Source organism: Halobacteriovorax sp. GFR8 (assembly GCF_050955245.1).
In the GTDB taxonomy this organism is placed as follows: domain Bacteria; phylum Bdellovibrionota; class Bacteriovoracia; order Bacteriovoracales; family Bacteriovoracaceae; genus Halobacteriovorax_A.
In genome coordinates, this window is record NZ_JBPBLR010000002.1 from 2085734 (window position 1) to 2112727 (window position 26994).

22 protein-coding genes and 1 tRNA gene are annotated in these 26994 nt (G+C 37.5%); 15 read left to right on the plus strand and 8 right to left on the minus strand.

Features of this window, described 5'->3' with window-relative positions; genetic code table 11:
• Positions 1–42: 42 nt before the first annotated feature.
• Together lipA and ACRXC1_RS10455 are read left to right on the plus strand one after the other, a co-directional pair.
• On the plus strand, positions 43–1026 hold the full coding sequence (lipA, locus tag ACRXC1_RS10450; protein WP_392909282.1) for a lipoyl synthase: 984 nt from the start codon (positions 43–45) through the stop codon (positions 1024–1026).
• Complete coding sequence (locus ACRXC1_RS10455; protein ID WP_433658582.1) at positions 1016–1753, plus strand: lipoyl protein ligase domain-containing protein; 738 nt, start codon at positions 1016–1018, stop codon at positions 1751–1753. Before lipA ends, ACRXC1_RS10455 begins: the two co-directional genes overlap by 11 nt.
• Positions 1754–1787: 34 nt before the next feature.
• On the opposite strand, the gene ACRXC1_RS10460 is transcribed toward ACRXC1_RS10455, so the two are convergent.
• Positions 1788–2315: a hypothetical protein gene (locus tag ACRXC1_RS10460; protein ID WP_433658584.1), complete on the minus strand. Its 528-nt coding sequence runs from the start codon at positions 2313–2315 to the stop codon at positions 1788–1790.
• A 143-nt stretch (positions 2316–2458) separates the two neighbouring features.
• On the opposite strand from ACRXC1_RS10460, the gene ACRXC1_RS10465 reads away from it, so the two are divergent.
• From ACRXC1_RS10465 to ACRXC1_RS10480, 4 genes are all read left to right on the plus strand, one after another.
• The gene (locus tag ACRXC1_RS10465) at positions 2459–3040 is read left to right on the plus strand and encodes an RNA polymerase sigma factor (RefSeq protein ID WP_433658586.1); all 582 of its coding nucleotides are present in this window, start codon (positions 2459–2461) and stop codon (positions 3038–3040) included.
• Entirely contained in the window at positions 3037–3390 is a 354-nt protein-coding gene (locus tag ACRXC1_RS10470; RefSeq protein WP_433658588.1) for a hypothetical protein, read from the plus strand. Before ACRXC1_RS10465 ends, ACRXC1_RS10470 begins: the two co-directional genes overlap by 4 nt.
• Positions 3387–3791, plus strand: a complete 405-nt coding sequence (locus ACRXC1_RS10475) for a DUF2237 family protein (RefSeq protein ID WP_433658590.1) — start codon at positions 3387–3389, stop codon at positions 3789–3791. The genes ACRXC1_RS10470 and ACRXC1_RS10475 overlap by 4 nt, the downstream gene beginning before the upstream one ends.
• 40 nt (positions 3792–3831) lie before the next feature.
• Positions 3832–3908: transfer RNA gene (locus ACRXC1_RS10480), tRNA-Arg, on the plus strand.
• A 382-nt stretch (positions 3909–4290) separates the two neighbouring features.
• Here ACRXC1_RS10480 and ACRXC1_RS10485 read toward each other — a convergent pair.
• The gene (locus ACRXC1_RS10485) at positions 4291–4833 is read right to left on the minus strand and encodes a hypothetical protein (RefSeq protein WP_433658592.1); all 543 of its coding nucleotides are present in this window, start codon (positions 4831–4833) and stop codon (positions 4291–4293) included.
• 237 nt (positions 4834–5070) lie between these two features.
• Here ACRXC1_RS10485 and ACRXC1_RS10490 point away from each other — a divergent pair, with 237 nt between their 5' ends.
• Positions 5071–6270, plus strand: coding sequence for a lytic murein transglycosylase (locus ACRXC1_RS10490; RefSeq protein WP_433658594.1), 1200 nt, complete (start codon positions 5071–5073; stop codon positions 6268–6270).
• An 84-nt stretch (positions 6271–6354) separates the two neighbouring features.
• Positions 6355–7122, plus strand: coding sequence for an STAS/SEC14 domain-containing protein (locus ACRXC1_RS10495; protein ID WP_433658596.1), 768 nt, complete (start codon positions 6355–6357; stop codon positions 7120–7122).
• A 45-nt stretch (positions 7123–7167) separates the two neighbouring features.
• On the opposite strand, the gene ACRXC1_RS10500 is transcribed toward ACRXC1_RS10495, so the two are convergent.
• On the minus strand, positions 7168–9393 hold the full coding sequence (locus ACRXC1_RS10500) for an NADP-dependent isocitrate dehydrogenase (protein ID WP_433658597.1): 2226 nt from the start codon (positions 9391–9393) through the stop codon (positions 7168–7170).
• Between the two features lie 194 nt (positions 9394–9587).
• On the opposite strand from ACRXC1_RS10500, the gene ACRXC1_RS10505 reads away from it, so the two are divergent.
• On the plus strand, positions 9588–10493 hold the full coding sequence (locus ACRXC1_RS10505; RefSeq protein ID WP_433658599.1) for a DUF6607 family protein: 906 nt from the start codon (positions 9588–9590) through the stop codon (positions 10491–10493).
• 93 nt (positions 10494–10586) lie between these two features.
• Entirely contained in the window at positions 10587–11708 is a 1122-nt protein-coding gene (locus tag ACRXC1_RS10510) for a hypothetical protein (protein WP_433658601.1), read from the plus strand.
• On the opposite strand, the gene ACRXC1_RS10515 is transcribed toward ACRXC1_RS10510, so the two are convergent.
• The 4 genes from ACRXC1_RS10515 to msrA all read right to left on the minus strand — a co-directional run bounded on the left by ACRXC1_RS10515 (position 11705) and on the right by msrA (position 15783).
• A complete protein-coding gene (locus ACRXC1_RS10515) occupies positions 11705–12805 on the minus strand; it encodes a hypothetical protein (protein ID WP_433658603.1) in 1101 nt (366 codons plus the stop codon). The genes ACRXC1_RS10510 and ACRXC1_RS10515 overlap by 4 nt on opposite strands.
• Positions 12798–13145, minus strand: a complete 348-nt coding sequence (locus ACRXC1_RS10520; protein ID WP_433658605.1) for a hypothetical protein — start codon at positions 13143–13145, stop codon at positions 12798–12800. Before ACRXC1_RS10520 ends, ACRXC1_RS10515 begins: the two co-directional genes overlap by 8 nt.
• A 2-nt stretch (positions 13146–13147) precedes the next feature.
• Positions 13148–14650, minus strand: a complete 1503-nt coding sequence (locus ACRXC1_RS10525) for a hypothetical protein (protein WP_433658607.1) — start codon at positions 14648–14650, stop codon at positions 13148–13150.
• Positions 14651–14724: 74 nt separating this feature from the next.
• Positions 14725–15783: a peptide-methionine (S)-S-oxide reductase MsrA gene (gene msrA / locus ACRXC1_RS10530; RefSeq protein ID WP_392909253.1), complete on the minus strand. Its 1059-nt coding sequence runs from the start codon at positions 15781–15783 to the stop codon at positions 14725–14727.
• Between the two features lie 145 nt (positions 15784–15928).
• On the opposite strand from msrA, the gene ACRXC1_RS10535 reads away from it, so the two are divergent.
• The 4 genes from ACRXC1_RS10535 to ACRXC1_RS10550 all read left to right on the plus strand — a co-directional run bounded on the left by ACRXC1_RS10535 (position 15929) and on the right by ACRXC1_RS10550 (position 25058).
• Positions 15929–19051 carry an efflux RND transporter permease subunit gene (locus tag ACRXC1_RS10535; RefSeq protein ID WP_433658609.1) on the plus strand — a complete coding sequence of 1041 codons (3123 nt, stop codon included), beginning with the start codon at positions 15929–15931 and terminating at the stop codon, positions 19049–19051.
• A gap of 142 nt (positions 19052–19193) precedes the next feature.
• On the plus strand, positions 19194–21482 hold the full coding sequence (locus ACRXC1_RS10540) for a BamA/OMP85 family outer membrane protein (RefSeq protein ID WP_433658611.1): 2289 nt from the start codon (positions 19194–19196) through the stop codon (positions 21480–21482).
• Between the two features lie 11 nt (positions 21483–21493).
• Positions 21494–23236, plus strand: coding sequence for a phosphatase PAP2 family protein (locus tag ACRXC1_RS10545; protein WP_433658613.1), 1743 nt, complete (start codon positions 21494–21496; stop codon positions 23234–23236).
• Between the two features lie 19 nt (positions 23237–23255).
• A complete protein-coding gene (locus ACRXC1_RS10550) occupies positions 23256–25058 on the plus strand; it encodes a hypothetical protein (RefSeq protein ID WP_433658615.1) in 1803 nt (600 codons plus the stop codon).
• On the opposite strand, the gene ACRXC1_RS10555 is transcribed toward ACRXC1_RS10550, so the two are convergent.
• The gene (locus ACRXC1_RS10555) at positions 25055–25636 is read right to left on the minus strand and encodes a DNA-3-methyladenine glycosylase I (RefSeq protein WP_392909243.1); all 582 of its coding nucleotides are present in this window, start codon (positions 25634–25636) and stop codon (positions 25055–25057) included. The two genes, ACRXC1_RS10550 and ACRXC1_RS10555, sit on opposite strands and share 4 nt — an antisense overlap.
• Positions 25637–25714: 78 nt before the next feature.
• Between ACRXC1_RS10555 and ACRXC1_RS10560 the strand changes: the two genes are divergently transcribed.
• A complete protein-coding gene (locus ACRXC1_RS10560; RefSeq protein ID WP_433658617.1) occupies positions 25715–26986 on the plus strand; it encodes a dicarboxylate/amino acid:cation symporter in 1272 nt (423 codons plus the stop codon).
• Positions 26987–26994: the final 8 nt, after the last annotated feature.

Consider the following 26994-nt stretch of genomic DNA (forward strand, 5'->3'; position numbering starts at 1 on the left):
TAAAATTGCTATAAGCAAGGACATATTTTGAGGATTATATAAATGACTGATAACCAAGTAAATCAAATGGATTACGAAGAATCTCGTAAAAAAATTCAAGAAAAGAAAGCTCGTCTTAATGTTGGAAAGAAACAAGAGGCACGCAACCTAGAAAGAAAGCCAGAGTGGTTGAGAAATAAAATTCCAACTGGTGATAACTTCAAAGAAGTCAGAAAAGAATTAAGAGAAAAGCAACTATTTACAGTTTGTGAAGAAGCAAGTTGCCCAAATATGTCGGAGTGTTGGTCTGCAAAGACGGCAACGATGATGATCCTAGGTGGTACCTGTACACGTGCTTGTAAGTTTTGTCATGTTGATACAGGAAACCCACAAGGTATTGTGGATTTCAATGAAATCGAAAATGCGGCAAAGATGGTTGAAACAATGTCTCTTAAGTATCTTGTTGTAACAAGTGTTGATCGTGATGATCTTCCTGACTTTGGAGCAGGACACTTCGCCAATGTTGTAAAAAGAATTAATAAGGACTACCCTGATACACTTGTTGAAGTTCTAATTCCGGACTTCAATGCTGTCCAAGAACATATGCACACGTTAGCAAAGAGTAATCCTTTTGTTATTGCTCAAAATGTTGAAACAGTAAGAAGACTAACTCATGATGTTCGTGATCGTCGTGCAGGTTATGAAAAGACTTTAAATTGTTTAAAATTCTACAAAGAAAATTACCCTCATATTTCAACTAAGACTTCGCTCATGCTAGGACTTGGTGAAACTCATGAAGAAATTCTAGAAACACTTAAAGACCTAAGAGAAGTTGGTTGTGACATCGTAACTTTTGGTCAATATATGCGTCCGACAATGAGACACCTAAAAGTTGATCGTTACTACAGGCCTCAAGAATTTGATCGCTACAAAGAAATTGCCTATGAAATGGGCTTTGAATTCGTTGCTTCGGGGCCAATGGTAAGAAGTAGTTATAAGGCAGCAGATTATCTTGATCACCTAAGGGCAAAAGGTCATGACGTTTAACGATTTAATTAATGAACTTGATATCAAGAACTACACTCTTGAGTCCAAGAACCAAACTCATATCTTTCAAAAAGACAATTGGGACTATCTTGAAGCTCTAGCGTTTCAAGAAAAGACCAACGAGTTTATTTATGATAATCCGGAGCAGATGGTTTACATCATCACTTCTCACCCAGAAGTTTTCACAATGGGAAGAGGCCTGCAAAGAAATCAAATTGAAGAACATGGATTAGTAGACTTTGACCAGGCCCTTGTGGGCAAGATCGATGTCCCAGTAGTGGAAATCAAGCGCGGTGGCGGTCTTACTTTCCACCACCCCGGACAGGTCATTGTTTATCCAATCGTAAATATTGCTCAACAAAAGCTGAGAACGATAGAGCTAATTAACAATCTTTTTAAAAGCACGGTTAATGCAATCAGCTTAAGTGATAACACAATTCGAGATCTTGACTTTGACCGGCCATTATTAGGCTTATGGCATGGAGAAAAGAAAGTTGCATCAATGGGTGTCCAGCTTAAAAAATTCGTCTCAATGCACGGGATGGCACTTAATGTGTACCCTTCAGAAAAAATGAATAAGGCCTTAATGATGACTTTTCCATGCGGCCTACCTGGAGATATCTACAATACCCTTGTGAATATTTCTTCAGACGATCTCAATACAAATTATGAAGAATATCGTATGAGATTTATTAATCAATTAGTTCAAGAAATTTACAAGAATTAAAAAAGGGCCTCGAAAGGCCCTTTTTATATTTAGATTACTTACTACTATAAGACTTAATTTTTTCTTTAAACTTCTTCCTTTCGGCCTTCATCTCTTCATAGAAGTCTTTCTTCATGCCTTTTATTACCTCACGCTGATCTTGATGACGAAGTTTTTTCATATTATTTCTAAATTCTTTACTCTTTTCTCTGATCTGTTTTCTAATTTGTTTATTCTCTTCTTTCTTACCAAATTGTAACTTCTTCTTAAGAGCATAAATTTCATCTAAATGCTTAAGCATTTGAGTTTCATGGTCTTTTAAAAACTTCTCTCTTTGAGAAAAGACTTTCTTTTCAAATGCAACCTTCTTCTTGTGTTGATTGTCCTGAAATTTTGCAAAATCACTTTCTAACTTCTTAAGATCTCCTTTAGAAAGTTTAGAAAAGTCTCCATCCATTTCTGTCATCTTCTCATAACGAGCACCGCGATCTTTTTTATATTTCCTCTCACCTCTTCCACCACGGTCGGCAAGTGAAGAAAAAGCTAATAAAAAAGTAAATATCATAATCGAAAGAGTTTTCATCATTTTCTCCTTTTTATTCAGTTAACTGTTATACTGTTCTTATAAAAAAAGGTTTCACAGGCCAGTAACTAGTGAATATTATAGCACTTTATTAAGCAGGCGAAACCTTTGATCGCAATATTCGTATAATAGGTATGCGTATAATGAAGAACTTTATCTGGTCAAATTCGCAATCAAAACTAGGCTCATCAGACCTGATGGAAATTGTTGCAAAAAATGATGATCACCAGGCGTTCGAGGCCCTTTACCAAAGACTAAGTTCAAAATTATATCAATTCGTTTATTACATTCTCTTAGACGAACAAAAGGCACAAGAGATTGTTCACGATGCTTTTTTAACTTTATATGACAAAAGAAAAATGTATCGGAAGGAATATCAGGTATCAACTTGGCTTTGGACAATTGCGCGAAACAAAAGTTATGACTACCTCAAAAAGATGAAAGAACAAAGTATTCCGGATGAAAGCGTGATCGTTAATATTGAAGATGAGCAATTATCTGCACTGGAAAAGCTAATTGAGGATGCCAATTCAGAAGTCATCATTGAGGCCATCTCAAAACTGCCTTCGACACAGAGGCAGGCAATTACTCTCTGGATGGATGATTGCACAGGTGATGAGATTGCAGAAATACTAGGAAAGTCGAGGCAAGCAATAAAGAACTTAATTAACCGCGCTAAATTGAGATTAAAAGAAACACTTGAAAACGCAATGGAGTCTTTATGAAAGATTCAATTAATGAGATTAATATTAAAACAAAACTAAAATCAAAAGCGACTATCAATCCGCCTAAAGAAATGAAGGCAGCTTTCAAAACAAAGTTTGAAGATCATCTCAAGCTGAAACAGAAGAAGAAAAAGCAATGGCTAAGTATTGCGCTTGCTAGTGCCACTTTCTGTCTTGCTCTCATTCTTTTCCTTAATGTAAATCAATCTTCGAGTACAACAAGTAACGTTAAGGATTATTTGGCCTATATTGAAAGTAACTTTTCAAATGATGATCATGTCTTAGAAAGTCTTGATGAAGTTAACACCCTCTCATATAATGACATTGATACTGAATACAGTGATTATTGAAGAACGAAGGAAAGCTTGTGACAAGTGAAAGCAACGGCCATTTAAATGTACTAGGAACTCCCCTACAGATGTGTGGGTGTACACCAATGACAGGCTTTTGGCGTGATGGTTTTTGCCGTACAGATATCAATGACAGAGGCATGCATACAGTTTGTTGTATCGTTACTGAAGAGTTTCTTGAGTTCTCTAGAGAGGATGGAAACGACCTTTCGACTCCCATGCCACAATTTCAATTTGCAGGACTAAAGCCAGGAGATCGTTGGTGCCTTTGCGCAGGAAGATGGCTTACGGCATATAAGGCCGGGAAAGCCTGCCCAATCGTATTGGAAGCTTGCCACGAGGAAACACTGGCCGTCGTTCCGATGCAATTTCTAACAGAGATGGCCTATAACAAAGCTTAGGCTTTACTGGCCCAGAGATTACGAATACAATATATTGAATGCAGCCGTAGTTCAGTTGGATAGAACGTCAGACTTCGGATCTGAATGTCGGGGGTTCGAGTCCTCCCGGCTGCGCCACATCGTGCGGCAAAAGTGCCCCAAAGGGCAGTTTTGAAGCACAGATGAATGTGATTCAAGGAAGCTAGCCGAGCAAAGCGAAGGCGCGGCTTACGGTTATGTAGCACTACCAAAATAAAGCAAAAGTGCCCCAAAGGGCAGTTTTGAAGCACAGATGAATGTGATTCAAGGAAGCAAGCCGAGCAAAGCGAAGGCGCGGCTTACGGTTATATAGCACTCCCAAAATAAAGAAAAAGTGCCCCAAAGGGCAGTTTTGAAGCACAGATGAATGTGATTCAAGGAAGCTAGCCGAGCAAAGCGAAGGCGCGGCTTACGGTTATATAGCACTCCCAAAATAAAGAAAAAGTGCCCCAAAGGGCAGTTTTGAATCACTAAGAATTAATTAAAACTTACGACCAAAATTACACTCAACATAAGTCGAGTCTTCTGGACTATGGTTCTCGTTACTCCAAGCATGGTGAACACTCTTAGCGACACCACAACCAAAGTACATTGTCTTATCTGAATTATACTTAATAAGTGAGAACATATTTTCTTTTTCAAGAAGGCCATCATCATTACCAAAGTCTTCAACTTCTTCTCTTTGGTACTCTAAGTAGAGGCTGCGTGAATTATCAAGCGCAACACGAACCCTAGCACCATATGGAATATGCAAAGACTTGTCCTGTGCATTTAAATAGCGAATGGCGCGAACCCCAGCATAAGCTTCAACTTCAAAGAGCTCATCTTCACTTTGGTAACCTACGGCACCTGTTATATCACTAGGAATTATAGGAATACTTAACCTTACGTTGTAATATAGTCCTGACTCGTCATATCTCTCTTCAACATCTTGAATAGCTTGCGCCTCGAGATTGAGATCAAGCTCGTTTGCAAATGAAGAAAATGAGCAAATAAGTGCAGTGGCCAACATAAGTTTTTTCATCTCTAGTCTCCTAAAAGGGGTCAGTGTTTAATTATCGTTTGAATAAAATGAATTAAAGAAAAGTTATCACTTAATAATTTCATTCTTTGCGAAATTGAAAATGTTTCCATGAGTCACAAAGTTTAGACACTTAACCATAATTAGATTTCAAGTACTTAAGTCACTAAATCATAAAAAGTTCTGACAATAGACACCTCGCGTCTTCAAATACAGAACCCTAGCGTGTACCTTCATCCAATGAAGAAACTAATCACAATAACGCTTATGGCAATCAATATTTTTGCCTCATCAACAACTCCAACAACAGAATTCAATGACTGGCTAAATGAGCTAAAAATTGAGCTTAATCAAGAACATGGCTTCTCATATGCCCTACTTGATGATGCCTTTGAAGGTGTCACATTTAATGATGATGTTATTAAGTATGACCGCAGGCAACCTGAGTTTGTTATGAGTGTCGGAAGATACCTAGACATTGTGATCAGTGAGGCAAGAATTGAAAAGGGTCAAAGGTATCAGGCCGAGCTAGAGAATATCTTCCTTGATATTTGGGATGACTATAAATTTCAAGACCGCTTCCTTCTATCATTTTGGGCCCTTGAAACAAATTTTTCATCGATTACTGGAAAGCTTGATATTATTCGCTCTCTTGCGACACTTTCATACGATGGGCGCCGATCTGCATTCTTTAAAAGAGAATTAATCAATGCACTAACGATGCTACAAAGAGGAATTTACTCATACCCAGGTGAACGTATGCAAGGCTCATGGGCAGGAGCAATGGGCTCAACTCAGTTTATGCCTTCAACAATGCTGGCCTATGCTATCGACTACGATAAAGATGGTCATATTAATATGTGGGAAAATCGTCGTGACTTCCTAGGCTCGTCGGCCAACTTCTTATCATCAGTTGGTTGGAATGGAGATGAAAGCTGGGGACATGAAATTGAACTTCCAAGTGACTTCGATTACTTCCATAGCGGCCTAAAATATAAAGAAGACCTACAGTACTGGATTGATCGTGGAATCACTTTAAAAGGTGGAACTCAGCTTCCATACACAAGTGGAAAAACAGCAATCTATCTGCCACAAGGAGCTAATGGACCTGCATTTATTGTTTATCCGAATTTCTTTACGATCTTTAAATGGAATAACTCTGAAAAATATGCTCTTGGAATAGGTGTTCTTTCTGACTTAATTGCCAAGCGTGGAGATTACTTTGATAAGTTTAACTTGAATGAAAAGTCTTTTATGTCATTTGAGATGGCCAAGAAGATTCAAGCAAAACTAAATGAGCTAGGTTTTGAAGCTGGGCCAGTAGATGGGATTCCAGGAAAGCAAACAACTGCAGCAATTCAAAGATTCCAACTATCTCAAGGAATTACTCCTGATGGTTACTTAACTAAAGAGCTGGCCGATCAAATTCTTTTAAAATAAATAAAATCTTAAGTTTAAATATCACACTCCTCTCCGATGAAGTAGTCACTATCTTAGTTAACACTTCACCGGAAAGGAGAATATATGTTGAAAGTGATGAAAGGGTTACAAAAGGGAATCGTCGGTATTGAGGGTTCAGGCCGTATTACTAAAGAAGATTACATTAATGTTCTTGAACCAATTCTAGATGAGGCCATAAAAAAAGAAGAAAAAGTTGGTATCCTATTTTACTTAAATGAAACCTATGAAGGCTACACGCCTGGTGCAGTCTTTGAAGATACGGCAATGGGCCTAAAATATTTTAACGTCATGAAAAGATGTGCCGTTGTGACTGATAGTGCACTAATCACAGGAGCAGTGAAGTTATTTGCTCCAATCATTCCAATTGATTTTAAGTCTTATACTATTGATGAATTAGATGATGCCAAAGACTGGCTTATGCGCGAAGTTGAATCAGATATCGAATTTCATTTTGATAAGAATGACAATATCCTCACACTAACTTCCTTTCATCCCCTACGAGTTAATGATTTTGAAAAAATTCAAAATCTTCTCAATCAAGTTTATAAAGAAACTAAAATCATTTCTGGAATTATTCTAAACTCAGAACAGTTTCCAGGATGGGATGATCTAAGATCACTGCTTAGGCATTTTGAATTTCTTAAGGACAACCGCAAACACATTGAGAAAGTCGGCATTTGTACAAGTAATCAACTAATTCGAAACTCAGCTTCAGTTGTCAGTGATCATTTAGATAGTGTTGATGTTGCAGTCTTTGAGTACGGCGCGATTAACGAGGCACGGAATTGGCTGAGAAATATTGAATCGAAAGATGAGATGCGTGCCGTATGAAAGAAGGCCCTCTTTTTAGAGGGCCTTTTTTTGCTATTGTATTAATTAAAGAGAATCAATAACTGTGTTGAAAGTAGCTGAAGGTCTCATTGCCTTTGCAACTAATTCAAGATTTGGATGATAGTATCCACCCATATCAACAGCGCCACCTTGTGCACTATTAAGTTCTTCAACAATCTTCGCTTCATTTTCAACTAGATTTGAAGCTACTGGAGTGAAGATTTCTTTTAACTCAGCATCATCATTTTGATCAGCAAGAGCTTTTGCCCAGTACTGAGCTAGGAAGTAGTGAGAACCTCTGTTATCCAGCTCACCTACTTTTCTTGATGGTGACTTATCATTCTTTAAAAATGCAGTATTTGCTTCATCTAAAGTTTTTGCAAGAACCTTCGCTTTTGCATTTCCTGTTTTAATTGCAAGGTCTTCAAGCGAAACACCAAGTGCTAAGAACTCTCCAAGAGAATCCCATCTTAGGTGATTTTCAGCAGTAAATTGCTGAACGTGCTTTGGAGCTGATCCACCTGCACCTGTTTCAAATAACCCACCACCAGCAAGAAGAGGAACAATTGAAAGCATCTTTGCCGAAGTTCCAAGTTCTAAAATTGGGAATAAATCTGTTAGGTAGTCACGTAGAACGTTACCAGTTACTGAAATAGTATCCTCACCTTTGATGATTCTCTCCATTGAGTAACGGATTGCCTTTACAGGATCAAGAATTTTAATCTCAAGTCCAGCTGTATCATGATCTTTTAAGTACTCATTTACTTTTGTAATTAAGTTCGCATCGTGACCACGATTTTCATCTAGCCAGAATACTGCTGGAGTATTTGTAAGACGGGCACGAGTTACACCAAGCTTAACCCAGTCACGTACTGCAACGTCTTTTGTTTGACACATTCTCCAGATATCACCTTCTTCAACTGTGTGAGTAAATACAGTGTTACCTTCTGAATCCGTAACCTCAACAACACCTGCTGCTGGGATTTTAAATGTCTTATCGTGTGATCCATATTCTTCAGCTTTCTTTGCCATAAGACCAACGTTTGGAACTGTTCCCATTGTCTTTGGATCAAATGCTCCGTTTTCTTTACAGAATGATATTACTTCTTGGTACATTTGAGCGTAGCTTCTATCAGGAATACAGAATTTTGTATCTTCTTGGTTTCCGTCTTTATTCCACATCTGTCCCGAAGTTCTAATTGCCGCAGGCATTGAAGCATCAATAATAACGTCAGATGGAACGTGTAGGTTTGTGATTCCTTTATCTGAATCAACCATTGCTAGGCGTGGCCCATTTTCGATTGCTGCATCTAGTGCGCCTTCGATCTCTGCTTTCTTCTCAGCTGGAAGGCCTGCAAGTTTTGCATAAACAGAACCAAGTCCGTTAGCAGAGTTAACACCAAGTTCTTTGAACTCAGCTGCATATTTTTCGAATACATCTTTGAAGTAAACTTCTACACAGTGACCAAACATGATTGGATCACTTACTTTCATCATTGTTGCTTTTAAGTGAACAGAGAAAAGGATATCTTTTTCTTTTGCATCGGCAATATTCTTAGCAAAAAACTCTCTAAGAGCATTTGCACTCATAACACTAGCATCAATGATTTCATCTTTAAGAAGTGAAACTTTTTCTTTTAGAACAACTTCTGATCCATCATTTTGCTTAAGAGTGATTTTTACATCAGTTGAATTTGCCATGATCGCTGATTTTTCAGAACCATAGAAATCATTTGCATCCATGTGAGCAACGTGTGACTTAGAGTCACTATTCCATGCTCCCATTCTATGAGGGTTTGCTTTTGCATATTCCTTTACTGGCCCTGCAACACGGCGATCAGAATTCCCTTCACGAAGAACAGGGTTTACAGCTGAACCAAGAACTTTCGCGTAACGAGCAGCGATGTCTTTTTCTTCATCAGTTGATGGTGCATCTGGATAATTAGGAACTTTAAAACCGTGGTCTTGAAGTTCTTTAATTGCAGCTGAAAGCTGAGGAATTGAAGCTGAGATATTTGGAAGCTTAATGATATTAGCTTCAGTTTTTTTTGCTAGCTCACCTAAGAAAGCTAGGTCGTCTGATTGTTTTTGCTCATCTGAAAGAAATTCAGGAAAGTGAGCAAGGATTCTTCCTGCAAGAGAGATATCACGAGTTGTAACATCGATCCCTGCATGCTTTGTGAAAGCTTTAACGATTGGAAGAAGTGACTGTGTCGCAAGTGCTGGCGCTTCATCAGTAATAGTGTAAATGATCTTTGAGTTGTCTGACATTTTACATCCCGTGTTATGTGTTTAAAGAAATTTATAAAACGCCCTATTCTATAATAAAACCAATAACTTCGTCCATTGGCTGCGCATCACGGAAAAGTAATCCAAATTATTTACCTCAATTTAGTTTGACAACTCATACACTAGTTTCAATAATCAACCACCAAACCACACGCAATCATTTTCGGGGAGAAAAAATGAAATTTCTAGTACTTCTTACGCTTGCACTTCCAGTATTTGCAGGACTAACAATTGACAAGAATAAAGATATCCAAGAGATCAAAAAGATGACTGGATGCTATGCCATTAAATTTCAATCTGCTGAGACATTTGCTTATAGCAATGATTACGATTTCTATGATCGCTACGCTTCTGGTGCACTAGAGTGGATTTTTGTTGATTCAGAAAACGAAAATATGGTTAACCTTCAACATATTCTAGTTACACCACACGCTATTGTTAAGCACTGGAGACAACAGTGGGACTGGGAAGCGACAAATGCACTAGACTACAGGGGTTTTAGTAATTGGGATAATAAGGCCGTAAAGAACCCACAAGGCAATTGGGTTCAAAGAGTTTATCAAGTTGATGACTCTCCAAGATATGAATGTTCAGCACCATGGATTCACACGGACAAAACTTCGTACTGGGAATGTACAGCAAACGCTCCTCTTCCAAGAAGAGAGTTCTCTAAGCGAAGTGACTACAATGTTCTAAGAAGAACAAACCGCCACGAGCAGACTCCATACGGGCACGTTCATGATCAAGACAATATCAAATTAGATATGCTTGAGAATGGAATGCAGCTTAAGCTGGCCATGGAAAAGAGCTACAATACTTACCAAAGAGTTGACGATAGCCGCTGTCAACCAGCGATTGATTGGTGGATGACTCATAAGTACTTCTGGCGTGATGTTGTTAGTGTATGGGATAAGGAGCTTTACTCTGAAGACTCAGTGAAGATTGACTTTAAGAAGACAGGTGCGCCTCTATGGGCAAGACTATTTGAGTTGGATGAGCAAATGAGCACAAGACCTGCCTACGACTCAAAAGAATCAACTCAAAAAATCAAAACGATTATTCAAAATCACATCCTAAGATAAAAATACAGGGCCTCACCAATTGAGGCCTATTTTGGCCTTCCAATTGCTTATATATAGGTAGTTATATTTTAAACTAAACAATTATAGGCACTTATGAAAAAGCATCTGTTCTTTTTATTTACACTTTGTACACTTTCTACGCAGGCAAAGGTCTACTATGCACCTGATGGTTCACAATACGAGCTGGGAGAATGCCAAAATGAATGTATGGATAAGCTCGCTCAAGAGACGCCAACACGTATTCTTCAAATCGTTGAAGGCTCTCGCTATAAAGACTTTCTATTAAGAGAGGCCCTTACAAAGTATCTAGAAAATGAAAATATTGAAAATTTTGATAAACTCTACAAAGATTCATCATATGATAACTTTTGGCTCATGAATAAACGTCACACTACAGAGATGAATATCAGTATAAAGAATGTTAGTGACGATCAAAAGCTTACGGCCGCTATCGAATATATAAAGAATAACCCAGACAAGATTAAAGATAACTATCCCCTTATTAATGAATTAGGGCAACTGGTGGCCGCTAAGAATAAATCAGAGTTTGGTATTTCTAGTACAGAGAAAGAACTTCTTAGCGAATTAGATAGACAAAAGAAAATAAACCTTGGAGATCTCATCCAAGACCTCACTCACTATGACACGACTAAAATGAGTGGCCTCTATGAGCTACTTTCATTTGATAAAAGACAAGATGTCGTCTGTCAGCATATTGATGAGGAAGTAGCATACTTTGATGAATACATGACAGAAGATTGCCGAGAGTATGAAGAATGTCTTGAACTTACAGAGTCTACAATTTCCTCAATGAAGGATACATTTAAAGAGTACCTATCATACACTTGTGATGGTAGCTCCCTTAGCGACAATATTGATAACATTAGAGAACATGCAAAAGACACGCTCTCTTATATGTTTCCAGATATCGTTGCTAAGCTAAATTACAAAACGATGATGGATGAATGCTATGATTGTGGTGTAACAAAAACGGAAGACTATATTATCGATACACGCATTGTTCAAGAGGCCAATAAGTTCTTTAAAGTAACAAAGAGATGGACACAGGGCTGTGATGAGCTAGTACGAGAGAGTTCATTCTATAATATGGAAAGAAGAGCTTTAAGAAAGTTAAGAAAATATCCAAATCTTAAAATTAATGATGTCCAAACAAAGAGTTCAACATGTAAGGTACGATTGGATGCTACTAACTAATCTTCAGTATATGTAACGAGTTGATTTCCTAAGTCTTTATAGGCCTTAAAAAGTGAATCCTCGTTTACCCATCCACTATCGTTAAAGACATCAAAGTTCTTTCCCCAACTATTGTGGACTCGGTATTGATTGCGACATTTATTTTGATCATCACAGATCTTTCTAAAACCACTTAATAAGTACGCATGACCACCACAATAGCGTTGCCTCTGCTCTTTTGGACACATTTCCATATACCTAACAGAAGGGTCATCACAATAGCGAGTCCAAGTACAACTTGAAATAGCAGCAGACTTATCCTTTTCAAAAAGTTCAGTCATTTTTTTTCTAAACGTATCGACATCAGTGATTCGCTCTTGCTTAAAGCCAATGGGTGGCAGCTTAACCTGACTTTTGTCTTCCTGGCACTTCTTAGGAATAAGTACTTCATTTAAAAATTCTTCAAATGCATTTATTGAAGTGATCCTAGTTGCTGCTCGTGAAAGGTTGTCTAGCATCTCAGAGCTAAAAGGAAAGAAGTCTTTAAAAAAGTCTTCTGAACACTTATTACAAACACCATCTTTTAAAGAGTTATCCTTCACCTGATGGTAGATCTCATTAATTGCAAGCAATTGGGGATAGTCGACAATTCGAAAATCATTGTCAGGATTGTTGAAATTTTCAATTTGTTGATAAGGGGCGCACTCTTCTTTTGCAAATTTAAGACTTACCTTCTCACCTTTTGTTAAGGCATCAATAACTTGAGAAAGGTTTCCACCGTTGAGTCCAAGAAATTCACTTTGGTTTCCTGACTTTAGTTGAGTTTTTCCTAGAACATCTAAAACAGAGATTTGATCGTCTTTTGTACAGTTACCACTTTTTAAGCATGACTGATCCATTAAAGAAGTCATGGCAAATAAATAACATGTCCCAAATCCATCTTGATCGCGAACAATCGGGTTCGTTTTTACTTCTACTTTATTAACAACTTTTTCACTTCCCATTGGAGGAAGGTATTGATAAGCGCCATGTTCATACTCTTTCCAACGCATATCTTCAGTGATCACCAACGAAAAAGCAGGAAGAGAAAGCATAAGAATAACTAACGATTTAATCATGGATTAAACTCCATGCACTCTTTAGGCTTCCATCAGAAAAGAGGCAAAAGCCATACTGATTATTATCCTTATCTTTTAAGATTTTATACTGACTATTTTTAAATTCCTTGCAGGCCTTTGATCCGGGATGTCCAGTAAGCCCAATTCCTTTCTTTGGGACCACTTTAGCATTCAGGCATAACTTAGAGCTTAGACACTCTTTATTCATCAGTGAATGATTCTTTCCCTTATAAATCTTCACTTCTTTAAACTCACCTTTCTTATAAATCTTCATTACCTGAAAATCTTTTTCCACAGCAAAAGTAAGGAATGGGATTAGAAAGATCAATGCTATTTTCACGTCTAGCCTTCTGCTCTAAAGAATGATTGGATACGGCCAAAGAACTTTTCAATCCAACTTCCCTCAACTGATGAAGGATTTCTTTGGGCCTCTTGAGTCTCGGCCATAACCTCTGCTACTTCCTCAAGAGCAAGGTCCATTTCATCACCGTGCTCAATTGAAACCTCAGGGTTAGACTCTTGAGACTTTGGTTCAATTTCTTCACCATTTTCATCCACTTCAGTAACTGTTGCTCTCTCCTCTAACTTAGATCTTTGATAAAGATAGATTGGCGTTGAAGCAGGAACAAATTGGATAAGTTGGCCAATAAGGCTTCTTTTATGAGTGATACTAATATCACCACGAGCAACGGCCTTCTCTTCAGCGGCCATCATGCGCTCATAAAATTTTGGGTCTACAGTTTTGGCATGTTCTTTTAAGATTTTCCATTTCTTTACCGCAAGGGCATCAACCATACGAGCAAAGGTAACAAGAATTTCATCTTTAGGAACAGATGTATTTACATTCTTTAAGTGAGAATAGCTCTTTTCAACATCATTTTTAAAACTCTTTACGATACTATTAATTTTAGGGAAATGAATATTTCTTGCCTGTGCATTGTAAAAAGCCTGAAAGACACGAACGGCGCGATACTTTCCAATTCGCTTCGATTTATAAACAAGACCCATAATCGAATCAATGATTTCAGGCTGAAGCATAAGTGAGATTAGCCAATTTACAACCTCAGCATTTCTCTCCTTCTTAAGCTTTGTTATCAGGGCCACAGGATTCTCGTGAACAACTTTAGTTAGTTCCTCAAGATCAGGTCTTTTTACCCCTTTAAAGAATATAGGTAAGCTTCGCTGTTCTTTCTCACTCTCAACACCAAGATTTGCTAGTAGAATCTTAAGCTGCTCCTCACATTCACTATGACAAAGGTCACTTCCATTTAAATCTCTTAAGTGCTCTCTCACAAGTCGATATTCATAGTAGTGATTACCAATATGTAGGAGGTTGCTTTGTACTTCTTTATCTAGTTGAATTTTAAAAATTTCTGGATTTGGTGAATTTTCAAATTTCGATAGAATAAATTCTTGAAATTCACTCCCATAGCCTTTTGAACTAACGTAGCTCTTTAGTTTCGTTTTTGTGATCTCAGTTGATTCGAATTTCTTATTAATATCTGAGAGTCTTTGAAATGAAATAAAGTTCATTTCAAAGTCACGAAAGAAGACTTCCCAGTCTCTTACATTCACTGAATAGTGTTTCGTAAAAATATTATTATCAAGCCTCTCAATCTTCTTCCAAATCGCAAGTGTTGTTGCTGGCTCTTGATGCTCACTTGAGTTTCTTAAACGATTATTTAAAATCTCAAGCTTATTGATCTTCTGTTTTAGTGCATATTCTGGTGTGTCATAGAAAGAACTCTTTCTCATTCCTAAAAATGACTTAAGAACGCCACCACATGATGCAAATGAATTAAACGTAAAATTGAATACAATTAAATAGGTAAATAATCTTCTCATAGGCCCTCGTCGTCTTATCGGTGACTTGGGCCTAATCTTTAAAGAAAAGAGCTTAAATCATAATGTAATTTCAATCACTTAAACAGGGACAAGTACTGCCCATAGCCTTCTTTTTCAAGGTCGGCCTTGGGGATAAAGCGCATGGCAGCTGAATTAATGCAATATCGTTTACCTTCGGGACCAGGGCCATCATCAAATACATGACCTAGGTGTGAGTCTCCGCTTGAAGAGCGCACCTCTGTTCTTGTCATAAGTAACTTATTGTCTTGCTTAGTACTAACAACTTTTTGATCAATTGGTTTCGTGAAAGCTGGCCAGCCAGATCCTGAATCATATTTATCAAGAGAGCTGAAAAGAGGCTCACCAGTCACGACATCAACATAAATACCCTCTTCTTTATTATCCCAATACTTATTAGCAAAGGGCCTTTCCGTTGCATCGTTTTGAGTTACTTCAAATTCGAGTGGAGATAACTTCTCTTTTAGTTCTTTTAGATCTGGTTTCTTATACATAACTTTATCCTTTTTATTTTCAAGTTTTTTCTTTTCGCATTTTAGAGGTTTTGAAGCGACATCACGAATATAGCCACCTCTTCCTGATAATTCTTTATAAGCATTATAGCGTATCGGATTCTTCTTATAATAGTCCTGATGATAATCTTCTGCTGGAAAGAATTTGTGGGCCTTTTCAATGGCCGTAACAATTGGTTTGTCATACTTCTTACAGGCCTCAAGATTATTTTTTGAATTTAGGGCAATTTGTTTTTGCTTTTCACTATCGTAAAAAATCACAGTACGATACTGACTGCCACGATCCGCGAATTGCCCTCCACTATCAGTCGGGTCAATATTTTGCCAATATATCTCAAGTAACTCTTCATAGCTAACAAGGGAATCTTCGTAGGTAACCTGAACGACTTCAACATGGCCACTGCCTCCACTTGAAACCTCCTGATAACTTGGACTCTCTTTTGCTCCCCCCATATAGCCAGAAACAACGGAGCTTACTCCTTTAAGCTTCTCAAATGGCGCTTCCATACACCAAAAACAGCCACCACCGAATGTTGCTGTGGCCTTGGCCGCAAAGATACGAGGACTTAACGCGACCAACATAGTTAAGAGAACAAACTTCATTTTACCTCCGTGAAACTTTCTTTTACTTCCTTCGTATAAGTATTCGTCGTAGATAACGAAATTGTTACATCCTAATTTTAACACAAAGGTCAGTGGCCGACTGAAAGAGTTTGACCTCGTGATTTAGGCTACTTAAAATTAAAATATGAAAAAATTTATACAATACTTTATCGATAATCTTTTAATTTCTAACGTTCTATTCTTCAGTGTCTTTGTGATCGCAATTTTTGCTTGGACTAAAATTCCAAAAGAAGAAATGCCTGACTTCGAATCCCCTTATGTTAGAATCGTGACAGTCTTTCCAGGCGCCAGTGCCGAAGATGTTGAATTCTTTATCACTAAGCCAATTGAAGAAGAATTAAAAGATGTTGCTGGGATTGAAGAGGTTCGCTCTGTTTCATCAACAGGTTCAAGCTCAATTACAGTTGTTATGCTTGAGAATTACCCTAACCCAAGAGAAGTGTACTTAGATATTCAGGATGCGGCCCTTCGTGCAGATCTGGCCAACGAAGCCGAACTACCAACTTTTCACCAATTCAAGTCATCTGAAAAAGCATATATTGATATCGGTTTCTATCTTGAAGGAAAGAGAGACTTATCAGTAGAGGATCGCGAACGCCTACAACAATTGGTTAGAAATTTTGAAACCCAAGTTAAGACTTTACCTGCTGTCTCTGGTGTTGACCGCAGTGGTTATCTTGATCCAGAAAATCATATTCTTCTAAGTCCGACAAAAATTAAAGAGAATAAAATCTCCATTCATAAAGTTGTCTCAAGCTTAAGAGAAAGTCATATTAGAGCACCGATTGGTGTTCTTGAAGACACTCAACAATCAAAGGTTACATCAATCAATGAACTGATTGATGAGAGCGACTTTAAGGACCTCCTTGTAACGGGAAATTATGAAGGAGAAGGTGTCACGCTTGATCAGATTGCGACTTTCAGAAAGTCTTTCGAGAAAACAAATAGCATCTATAAAATCAATGGCCACGAAGGAATCATGCTGAACTTAAAGAAGAGTCATAACGTTGATATTCTTGAAGCAAATAAGGCCACTGTTGCCTTTATTGAAAAATATAAAAAAGGTCAACTTGATGATCTTAAAATCGTAACTCTAGATGATGAATCCTATGATGTTAAGAATAGACTCGCTATTGTCGCAAGTAATGGACTGTTAGGATTTGCACTTATCGTGCTTGTTCTCTTCCTATTCCTCGACTTTAAATCGGGAATCTGGGTAAGTATGGGGATTCCTTTTACTCTTTGTTTTACCCTGATTTGTATGCTTATTTTTGATTACACAATTAATAATATGACTCTTGCAGCAATTATTATTGTGATGGGGATTGTCGTCGACGATGCCATTATTGTCGCAGAAAATATTGGCCGAATCACAGAGGATCACAAAGGAACCCTGAAAGAGTTAATGGATAAGGTAACATCAAATGCTGCAAGCCTCTTGATGCCAATCACAAGTGCTATTGCAACGACTTGTGTGGCCTTCCTTCCACTTCTCTTCTTTGGCGGTTGGTTTGGAAAGTTTGTCTATGTCTTACCATTTATTATTACAATGATGCTTGTGGCCTCTTTACTCGAGTCTTTTACAGTTCTTCCGGCGCACGTTTTCCAACGTAAGCCTAAGAAGAAGCATGAAGTAAGTTGGTTTAGAAAATATGAAGGTATTTATGCTAGCGTTCTAGAAAAGGCCCTAAACTACCGTGCTCTAATTATCGTGGCCTTTATTGCTTCAACTGCGCTTTCTGGCTACCTCTTCAAAACCAAGCTGAAGTTTGTCATGTTCCCAAGAGAAGAAAGTAAAGAGCTAAGCTTAAGTGTTTACACGAAGAAAGGTACGTCAAAAGATGAAATGAATGAGTACCTAAAACCAATCGAAGATATACTTCTTTCACAAACGAAGGAGCTAAGTATCGTTGGCTTTCGTTCAAATGTGGGACAATCAAGACGCGGTGGTGCAGTTAATTACAATCGTGCCAATATCAATATTGAAATCCTACCGGCAGATGAAAGGAAACTATCGGCCAATCAGATTATCGATATTCTTAAAGACAAAATGAAAGATCTGCCAAATATTGAGCAGGTGCGTTTCTTTAAATCTCGCTGGGGAAGTGGCTCAGGATCAACGATTGAAATTCAAATTCAAGAAAATGATGACAAGATTAGGGCCGAGATCGCAGACCTTCTTGCGCAACACCAAAAGAATAATAAGACTCTAAAAAATGTTGAGATTGAAAGGCCAATTAATACAAAAGAATATAATTTTAAAATCAATCAAAATGAGATTTTAAGATTTGGGCTTACACCAAGTGATGTAACCACTTCCCTTCGTACTTTCGTACAAGGAACAGTTCTCTATACTCTTAAGAGTACTGATGAAGAAGTTGAAGTTAGGCTTACAGTGGCCAAGAACTACAAGGTTGATATTGAAAGATTAAAACAACTTAGAATTGATAATGGTACTGGTGGATACGTTCCAATTTCGCGCTTTATTACAATTGAAGAAGTAATTAAACCATCTAATATTGAGCGCGTTGATTACAAGCGAACAACGATGGTCTACTCTGATATTGAAGAGAGCTCTGGCATTACTCCTCTAGAAGTAGCAGACCATTATGAGAACGAGGTTTTTCCTGATATCTTAAAGAAGTATCCTTCATCAATTATTAACTTTGTTGGTGAAATTGAAGAGACAAGAGAATCAACAGGCGATTTCATGATGGCTGGATTCCTCGTTATCGCACTTATCTACATGATTTTAACAATTCAGTTTAAGTCCATGTCTGCACCTCTAATTATTATGACAATTATTCCAATTGGAGTTTCTGGAGTTATCTATATTCTTATGGCCCATAATATGGAGATCTTTGGTTTCTTCGCAGTTATTGGTGCTCTAGGAATGGTTGGAGTTGTCGTTAACGACTCAATTGTCCTCATTGATAAACTCATCAAAGATACAAAATATACTACTGATAAGAAGGAGCTGTATAAGCAAATTGGTCAAATCTCATCAACCAGACTAAGGGCCATTATCCTGACGACTCTAACAACTGTTATTGGAGTTCTGCCAACGGCCTACGGCTTTGCGGGGTACGATTCAATGCTATCTGAGATGATGTTAACGATGGGTTGGGGCCTTGCAATCTCAACAGTCATCACATTATTCTTAACACCTGCAATCTTCTCATTTTTGTCGAAGTTTCTAGTGACAGAAGACCTCCCAGAAGAAGAGGCGTTCTTAAATAATAACTAATCACTTAAATACCTGATATCACGACTAAGTATCATGATATCAGGTGTCTTTTCCAATAAAATAAATTGTCTACTTTTTCAACGCCCCTTAACGATTTTTCAACATAACGAAATCAAAGACTAAATAATGTTAGTTTCTTCATATGATCAAATTCAGTATTTTGAAGAAATTCCTAATGATGCTTCTAGGCACCTACCTAGTGTGTACATCTTTGGCCTTTGGCCAAGATTCTACAGGCCAGTTTGAGCTCTATATTCAAGAGCTTGCTATTTACAATGACCTAGGTGAAGACGTAGGAAGTAAATTAATTTATGGAATTAATGAGCTTGAAACAAAAATTGGTGAAAAGCTTGATGTCGAAAAAATCACAAATGATCTCGAGAATCTAAAAAAAGAACATGAAGAACTTTATGAGAATGTTGAGCTAGAGATACTCCCACTTGATGAAACACATGTCTCAATAAAGTTTGAAATGCAAAAAAAGAGACTTATTAAAAGAATTATTATTAAGCTTTTTGACAATGAAAACTTAGAAGATGAAATTGATAACAACCTACGAGAAAAGTTAAAGCTTCGCCGAGGCGCTTACTTTAAATCAAAGCAGATGCTTGAAGACTTAAACACGATAGAAGAGTTTTACAAACTAAAAGGTCATGCATTAGTAGAAGTAAAGAAGAGCTTAAAGCTTAATCGAGAAGATGAAATAAGCATCATCTTTGATATCCATCTAAAATCAAAAGAGATCAAAATTGATAATATCGATTTTGTAGGAAATCATTCCATAACGTCGCGACAATTAAAAGAGCTTATCTCTTCAAAAGAAAGTCACCTCTTTTCCAAGAATCTTTTTATAGAAAAAGTATTTTATGAAGATGCAGAGACGATTAAGAGACACTATATGGAGCAAGGCTTTATCAACATCGAGGTAACTCCATCATTTAAAATTAATAAGAATAAAGCGGACCTACACTTTACGATAAAAGAAAATAATCAGCTTAAACTCGATCATTTAACGATTAAAGGAAATACTGTCTTTTCAAACGACGAGATATTAAAAACCTTAGCTATCAATCTACCATCTGCTTTCTCAATAAAAAAACAGAGAGAAGCAATTCAAAACCTTAGAGAGCTCTATGGCCAAAAAGGATATGTATTTGCTCATATCACAATGAACTACGATCATGCCAAAAGAAGTGCTAATTTAAATATTGAAGAAGGTAGTTCTCAAAAAATAATCAAAATGGAAATTGTCGGAAACACAAAGACATCTCCAGAAGTAATTTATGAAATGATCTCTATCTATAATGGACAAGTTGTTGATACTAAGAAGATTAATGAATCAATTTTAGCTCTTTATAAGAGTGGGTATTTCAAAGATGTAAAAATTGATTACACTCCAATGACTAAGAACGCTGGAAAAATCATTATTCAGGTTCAGGAGAATAGTACACAAACAATTCAATTCTCATTAGGCTCTGTTTATGGAGGTGCAGGTTTTGGTGTTTCACTAAGCGATGGCAACCTTTTTGGAACAGGGAGTTCTCTGGCCTTAACAACAATGATTTCAAAAGAGATCAATCGTATTGGACTGGTTTACAATGACCAACACCTTTTCGGAACAAATATTAGTCTAAATATCTCGGCCAATCATGATACTGAAAGAAGCTTTCACTATAACGAAAATAAAACTGCTATTCGAATTCTTTTTGAGAAGCAGCTAACTAAGAATATCAAGCTTGGTTTAGGGACAAGGCTTGAGTACATCTCTGTTAATAGTCTTTCACAACAATATGCTTCTGAAATTGATCTTTCAGATACAAAGGATATTGTTAGTGGTCTTATCGGATCATTTGCCTATCAATTTGAAGAATCAAGTGAAGAAGGACTAAGAACGAATGGAGCGATTTCAATTCATTTACTCCCCTCTTTTAACCAACAAGACCTCTTCTTTAAAAGTATTGTGAACGCACAGCTCGCACGAGATCTTTATCGTAACCAAGACGGAGCTGCACACCGTCTATCGGGAAGAATTACACTGGGCTACGCTTCTGAGCAGACACCATTTTATGAACGTCTCCAGGGAGGTGGAAATGGAACAATTAGAGGTTTTGAATACGGCTCAATCAGTAAGGATGGCCAGCTTGGATCAAACTCAATGGTCTCGGCCAATCTAACCTATAGCATGCCTATTTATAAAGACGTCTTTAGTGGTGTTCTTTTTCTAGATGCTTTTAGTCCTGGTGATAGCTCATTTGCTCTTGATGACTTTAGACTTGTCGGAGGTCTTGGCCTAAGGGCAAAAATGGATGCTGGTTTTGTTTCTGAAACATTTGAGGCAGGTCTAACAATTCCACTAATTAGTAAAGACGGCGACATAACAAAACCATTCTATTTTATTATCGGGGAATACGACCCTGCTTATAACCTATAAGGAGATTAAATATGACTATAAATCAATTATCTCAACTTATTACGGCCTTGGCCTTGCTAGGCTCCTTAGGAGTCCAAGCAAAGAGTCTAGAAGTCTGTGAAAGACTTCAAAAGGACATCAAGCTTGAAGAAGTCGATTTTCAAGAAGCACTAAATGATGCACATGACCTGTCAGGCTCTTCAAAGCATTGTAAGGCAGCAAGAAGCTATCAATTGGCCCTTGTAAAGGATCAGAAGCTTGCCCTTGATCAAGGTGTTGATATTAAATTACTCAACGAGCTCTATAAAGGAAACTTCTTAAATGACTATGCGAATTTCTCACTGTCACTAAAGAAGCTTGTTAAGAATCACCCTCAATCAGAGACGATTCACTACCAACTTGCAGATCTCTACAATCAGAACTTACCTACTGATATAAAAAATATGCCCATTGGAAATTTCGTCAAGGCCGATGGAAGTGCTAACGATATCGTCAATGAAGCAATTATGATTCAGGAAGACTTCTTAAAGAATTACCCTAGCTCAATAATGGCCAATGACATCTCAAATAAGCTAAATAACTCAAAAACGAAGCGATTAGAGAAAACTCTATCAGACTTTAAATATGAAATTTGGCTTAATAAAAAGTCCAAAGACAAGGATATCTATGAATATCAAGCGGCCCTCTTAATGGAGGAAGTCGCCTCTAATGAAGATGGCCGAGTAAAGGCACAGGCCCTTTTAGAGTTATTTGAATTATATAGTGACCATCAATCGAAGCTAACAGATGCGAAAGAAAGGATGGCACAAATCGCTTATCTTTTAATAAGCGAAAGTGAGAATGTAAAAAGTCGTGAAATCAAGAGAGTTAATAAAGAACTTAAGAAGTCACAAGTTAAAATAACAAAAGCTGACGAAGACCAGTTAAATCAGGAAATCCAAGAAGTAAGTGAGATCAAAAAGTCTCTTCTTAGTGACGCTGATTTAAAAGAGTTAATTAAGAATAAGAAAGGCCGCGACCGTTCAATCTTTATGCCGATTGAGTTTTCTGACTCAGAGAAATCGCTGATGCTAAGAACTCTAGGAGTTGTCGGTGTGATGATGGCATTTGATAAGCCAATGATGGATTTTGTTCAAGACAATAAGAATGACACACTAACAACGATTACTGACTTTACAAATAATTACGGTGAAGCAGCTGGTCTTGTTCCACTAGTGGGAGCATCTATGGCCATAGGCCTCGTCTTTAAAAATGACCAATTCAAGCGTGCAGCAGTTAGAAGTGTTGGTGCCGTTCTCATTGGGCAACTGGCTACGCAACTTCTTAAGTCACTAAGTTCTCGTGCTAGACCTCGTGAAGGAAAAGGGCCTTACCACTTTGATGGTGTAAATTTTGGTCGAAATAATACGTCATTTTCTTCGGGACACTCAGCAGGAGCCTGGTCAGTTATGACGGTTTTTGCGACAGAGTTTAAAGACACTAAGATTGTTCCAATTGCAGCTTATTCACTAGCAGCACTAACAAGTTTTGCACGAGTTTATAAGAATGCTCACTGGTTCTCAGATGTGACTCTAGGAGCACTAATTGGATGGGTTTCCGGTAAATTAATGTATAAATTATTTGATAAAAAACAAGACGGCCCAGTAACATTTACGCCTGTAACTGGTGACCTAAACGGTGGTGCGGTAACATACAAAGTAGAAGGACAAAAGGATCTTAGGGCCTGGCCAATTGACTACTATAAATTAGTATTTTCACCAGAACCTAAAGAATAACAAAGCTTAAGGAAGTTAATTGAAAGCTATTTTCACTCTAATATTCACAATAATCATTGCTCTAGGTACTAATACTAGTACCTGGGCATTTGATTTTGTTGTCGAGGAAAATCACGCCGTTTTAAGAGATATCGAGAGTCTCGTAAATAAGAGATGGCACAACCTCGAAGAGCTTCAAGATAATCAAGAATGGATTGATACTCAACTTAAGCTTCAATACTTTGGTACAATATATCAAAAAGGATGGACTGGACCTAAGGTTCAAAGAAGTATCTACCCCACTATTAACGGACAATTTCTTGTGGTGGATTCAATTACATTAAATGCGCCAGTTTTAGAACAGATGGCCTATATAGGAGTTAATTTTCTTTTTAAAACAATCCTACCTGTTGTCCAAGGCTCACCTATTGAAGAGAGAAAGTTTTCAAAGGTAACAACAGTTAGTTCTTATGAACAGGCCATAAACCTGAATCATATGAAGGTTAACGAGCTGCCACTGACAAGAGAGAAGCTTAATCAATTAAGTGATGGTGAGCAGATCAATACAGTTCTTATGAGCGGATTTGCAACACGTATGAATTTAATCTGGTTGGATTTTCTTGACGTCGTTATCCCCATCTTAGATCGCTTTGGGCCTAAGGCAAAATTTAAGGTCATGAAGTCTCTTGACATTACAATTGAAAAAGCTGCCCATGATATTGCATTGATTACAATTAAGAACTTAAGTGAAAGATCAAAAGGCCTAGGCTCAGGGCTAAGTATTTTCTTAGATGAGGTTATCGATCTTCCAATTTCAATTGGAATTAATGGATCTAATGGCTACTCTCCTATCGTATTTAACTACAAGAAGAGAGAGCGTAAAATTAACGAAATTGTCTATAAAGTAGATCTGAGTACCCAAGAAGGACTTGATGCCTACCTAAGTTTTCTTAGTCAGGATTTCTCAAAGCTTCAAGATCTTGAAGAAGCTAGAAATAAGAGCGTTGATCTTTATATTCAAAAAGAAGGCGATGTCAGAAATAGTGAGTTCAATTGGGGACTGAATCTATTGCTTTGGAAATCTGGTGCACGCTACATAAAAGAAGATGGAAAGTACACGACTACATTTAATAATGGAGATGCCTACAATTACGACATCGTTGAGCACAAGAAGATTACTGATCACAAAGGATTTTCCGGAGCTGAAAAACGCAGCTTTGAAGTTAAAGCAATAATCCCAACCAACGTTGATGCTACTTCAAGCTTCAGTATGGAGCTTAGTTATTCTTACGTTGATGAAATCGCAACAGGAAAAGAGCTAAATAAAGAGGCCGATCTTCTCTATGAAAGATACCTCGACAATGGCATGAGAATCGATTTTGATAGAAAGAAGAAATACGGCAAGGTTCAAATTTACTCTTCATTGATATTTTCGACAAAGGCGATTTCAAAGCTTATTCATACAGAGGACTTTGACCTATGGGAGTCCATAGCTCTTGCCTTTGATTATACAAACTCACTAATTTGGATTGATGAAGGAAAGAGACGACAATTTGAAAGAAGTAACTATGTTTACGAAGACTCCCATAATGGACAAACAAATCGCCTTTCTCAAAGAGAAAAGAAAAAACTTAAGCAGTTAGAGAATCTAAAATTGGCAAAAAAGATCTATCGTATACTCGATAGACTACGCTCTAATGAATTAACAAAAGATAAGGCAACTCTACTCGTTGAAAGTCTTAGAAGATCAAAGCTTGGACCAAAGCTACAACGCACGATGGTCAATATCATTGGCCTAAACGACCTTATGGGACAAGGTTATATTAGAGGAACTATCTATTAAACTTTAAGTTTTCTAAGTTTCTTTCCATGTAGGTAACAATTTTGGCCATGATCCTGAACAATTCCACAGGCCTGCAAGAAAGCATAGATAATCGTACTTCCCACAAAGCGGAATCCCCTCTTTTTCAAATCTTTTGAAATTTTATCACTTAACTCAGTCTTAGAAGGATAATCTTTTAGACTTGCAAAGGTATTATAAATTGTCTTTCCATTGGTGAATGACCAAATATACTTATCAAAGCTTCCAAATTCTTTTTGAACTTCGAGAAAATATTTAGCATTCGATACCGTTGACTCAACTTTTAGGCGATTTCTAATAATTCCTGGATCTAACAAGATCTTTTCAATCTTGGCAGGAGTGATCTTAGAAACTTTCTTTACGTCAAAGTTATAGAAAACCTTACGATAATGATCTCTTTTGTTAAGAACAGTTTCCCAGCTTAGGCCGGCCTGTGCACCTTCTAAAATGAGGAATTCAAAGAGAGTTCTATCGTCGTGAACAGGTCTTCCCCACTCTTTATCGTGATAATCGACATATTGTTTATTGGATAACTTTAACCATGCGCATCTTTCTTTCATAAGAAGTATTATAAACCTTTTTTTAATTCTAATTAAGGATTAAAATAAACATTCATGTACTTTCAGAAAGGATAATAAATGAGTAAAGTAGTCAAAAACTTAAGCTTCTGGGTACTCGTCGCAGGTGTACTTGGATATATTTTAGGATCAATCTTTGGTGATCCACTTTGGGCAACGTCAAAAAACCCACCAGATATTTATCAAATAATCGTCATGATTAAAGATGTCTTCATCAGCTCTCTTAAGATGATGATTGCACCAATGATCTTCTTCTCCCTAATTGGAGGGATCATTAGTATTGGTGAGATCACAAAACTTAAGTCCATGGGAATGGTGACAATTACTTACTATATCTCAACGACAATCATTGCAATCATTATTGGACTAACAGCAGTCTTCTTTATCCACCCTTGGAAAGATTCAGGTGTGACAATTAAAACAAAAGATTCAATTCAGCAGCAAAAACCTGCAAAGTTTATTGCTGAAGGCTCAAACTCAATTCCACTTGTTATTAAGAATGTTTTTACTACAGCACTTGTCAATCCATTCCATGCCCTAGCAAATAATAATATCCTTGGGATTGTAACTGCAGCACTACTTCTAGGCTTATCTTTACTTATTGTTCATCATACCTCGAGTCCCCTTTATCAAATCGTTAAGGATCTCAATATCGTCATTAATCGGGTCCTTCACTGGATCATTAATTTGAGTCCAATAGGTATTTTTGCCATCGTCTTTGATTTTAAAGTCAAAGTATCAGGAGATATCTTTTCAGAACTTCTCTCATTTGCCCTCTTAGTTTTCGGTGCAACAATGGTTCATGGACTTCTAGTTCTGCCATCGATTGCTTGGTTCTTTGGTGGATTAAACCCAATAAAGCTATTTAAGAAGACTGCAAGGCCTTTACTTCTTGCTCTCTCAACAGCGTCGAGTTCTGCAACTCTCCCTGTAACAATGCAAACTTGTGAAGAGGAATTAGGCGTTTCAAAAGGTGTTAGTGGGTTTGTTTTTCCACTAGGTGCCACAATGAATATGGATGGGACGGCCCTGTTTGAAGGGATTGCAGCGATCTTCTTAGCAAACCTTTATGGAGTCGAGCTTTCAGGAGTTGCAATGTTTTCCATCTTCTTTATGGCCATGCTCTCTTCAGTAGGTGCCCCAGGAATGCCGTCAGGTTCAATGTCAGGGATGCAGATGGTGCTTTTGGCCGCGGGGATTCCACTAGAAGCAATTGGTATTCTTCTGGTAATTGAAAGGCCTCTGGACACCTTTAGAACGGCCGTAAACGTTGAAGGTGATATAATTGGAGCAGTTGTTACCCAAAGATACTTAGATAAGAAATTAACATAAAAACAAAA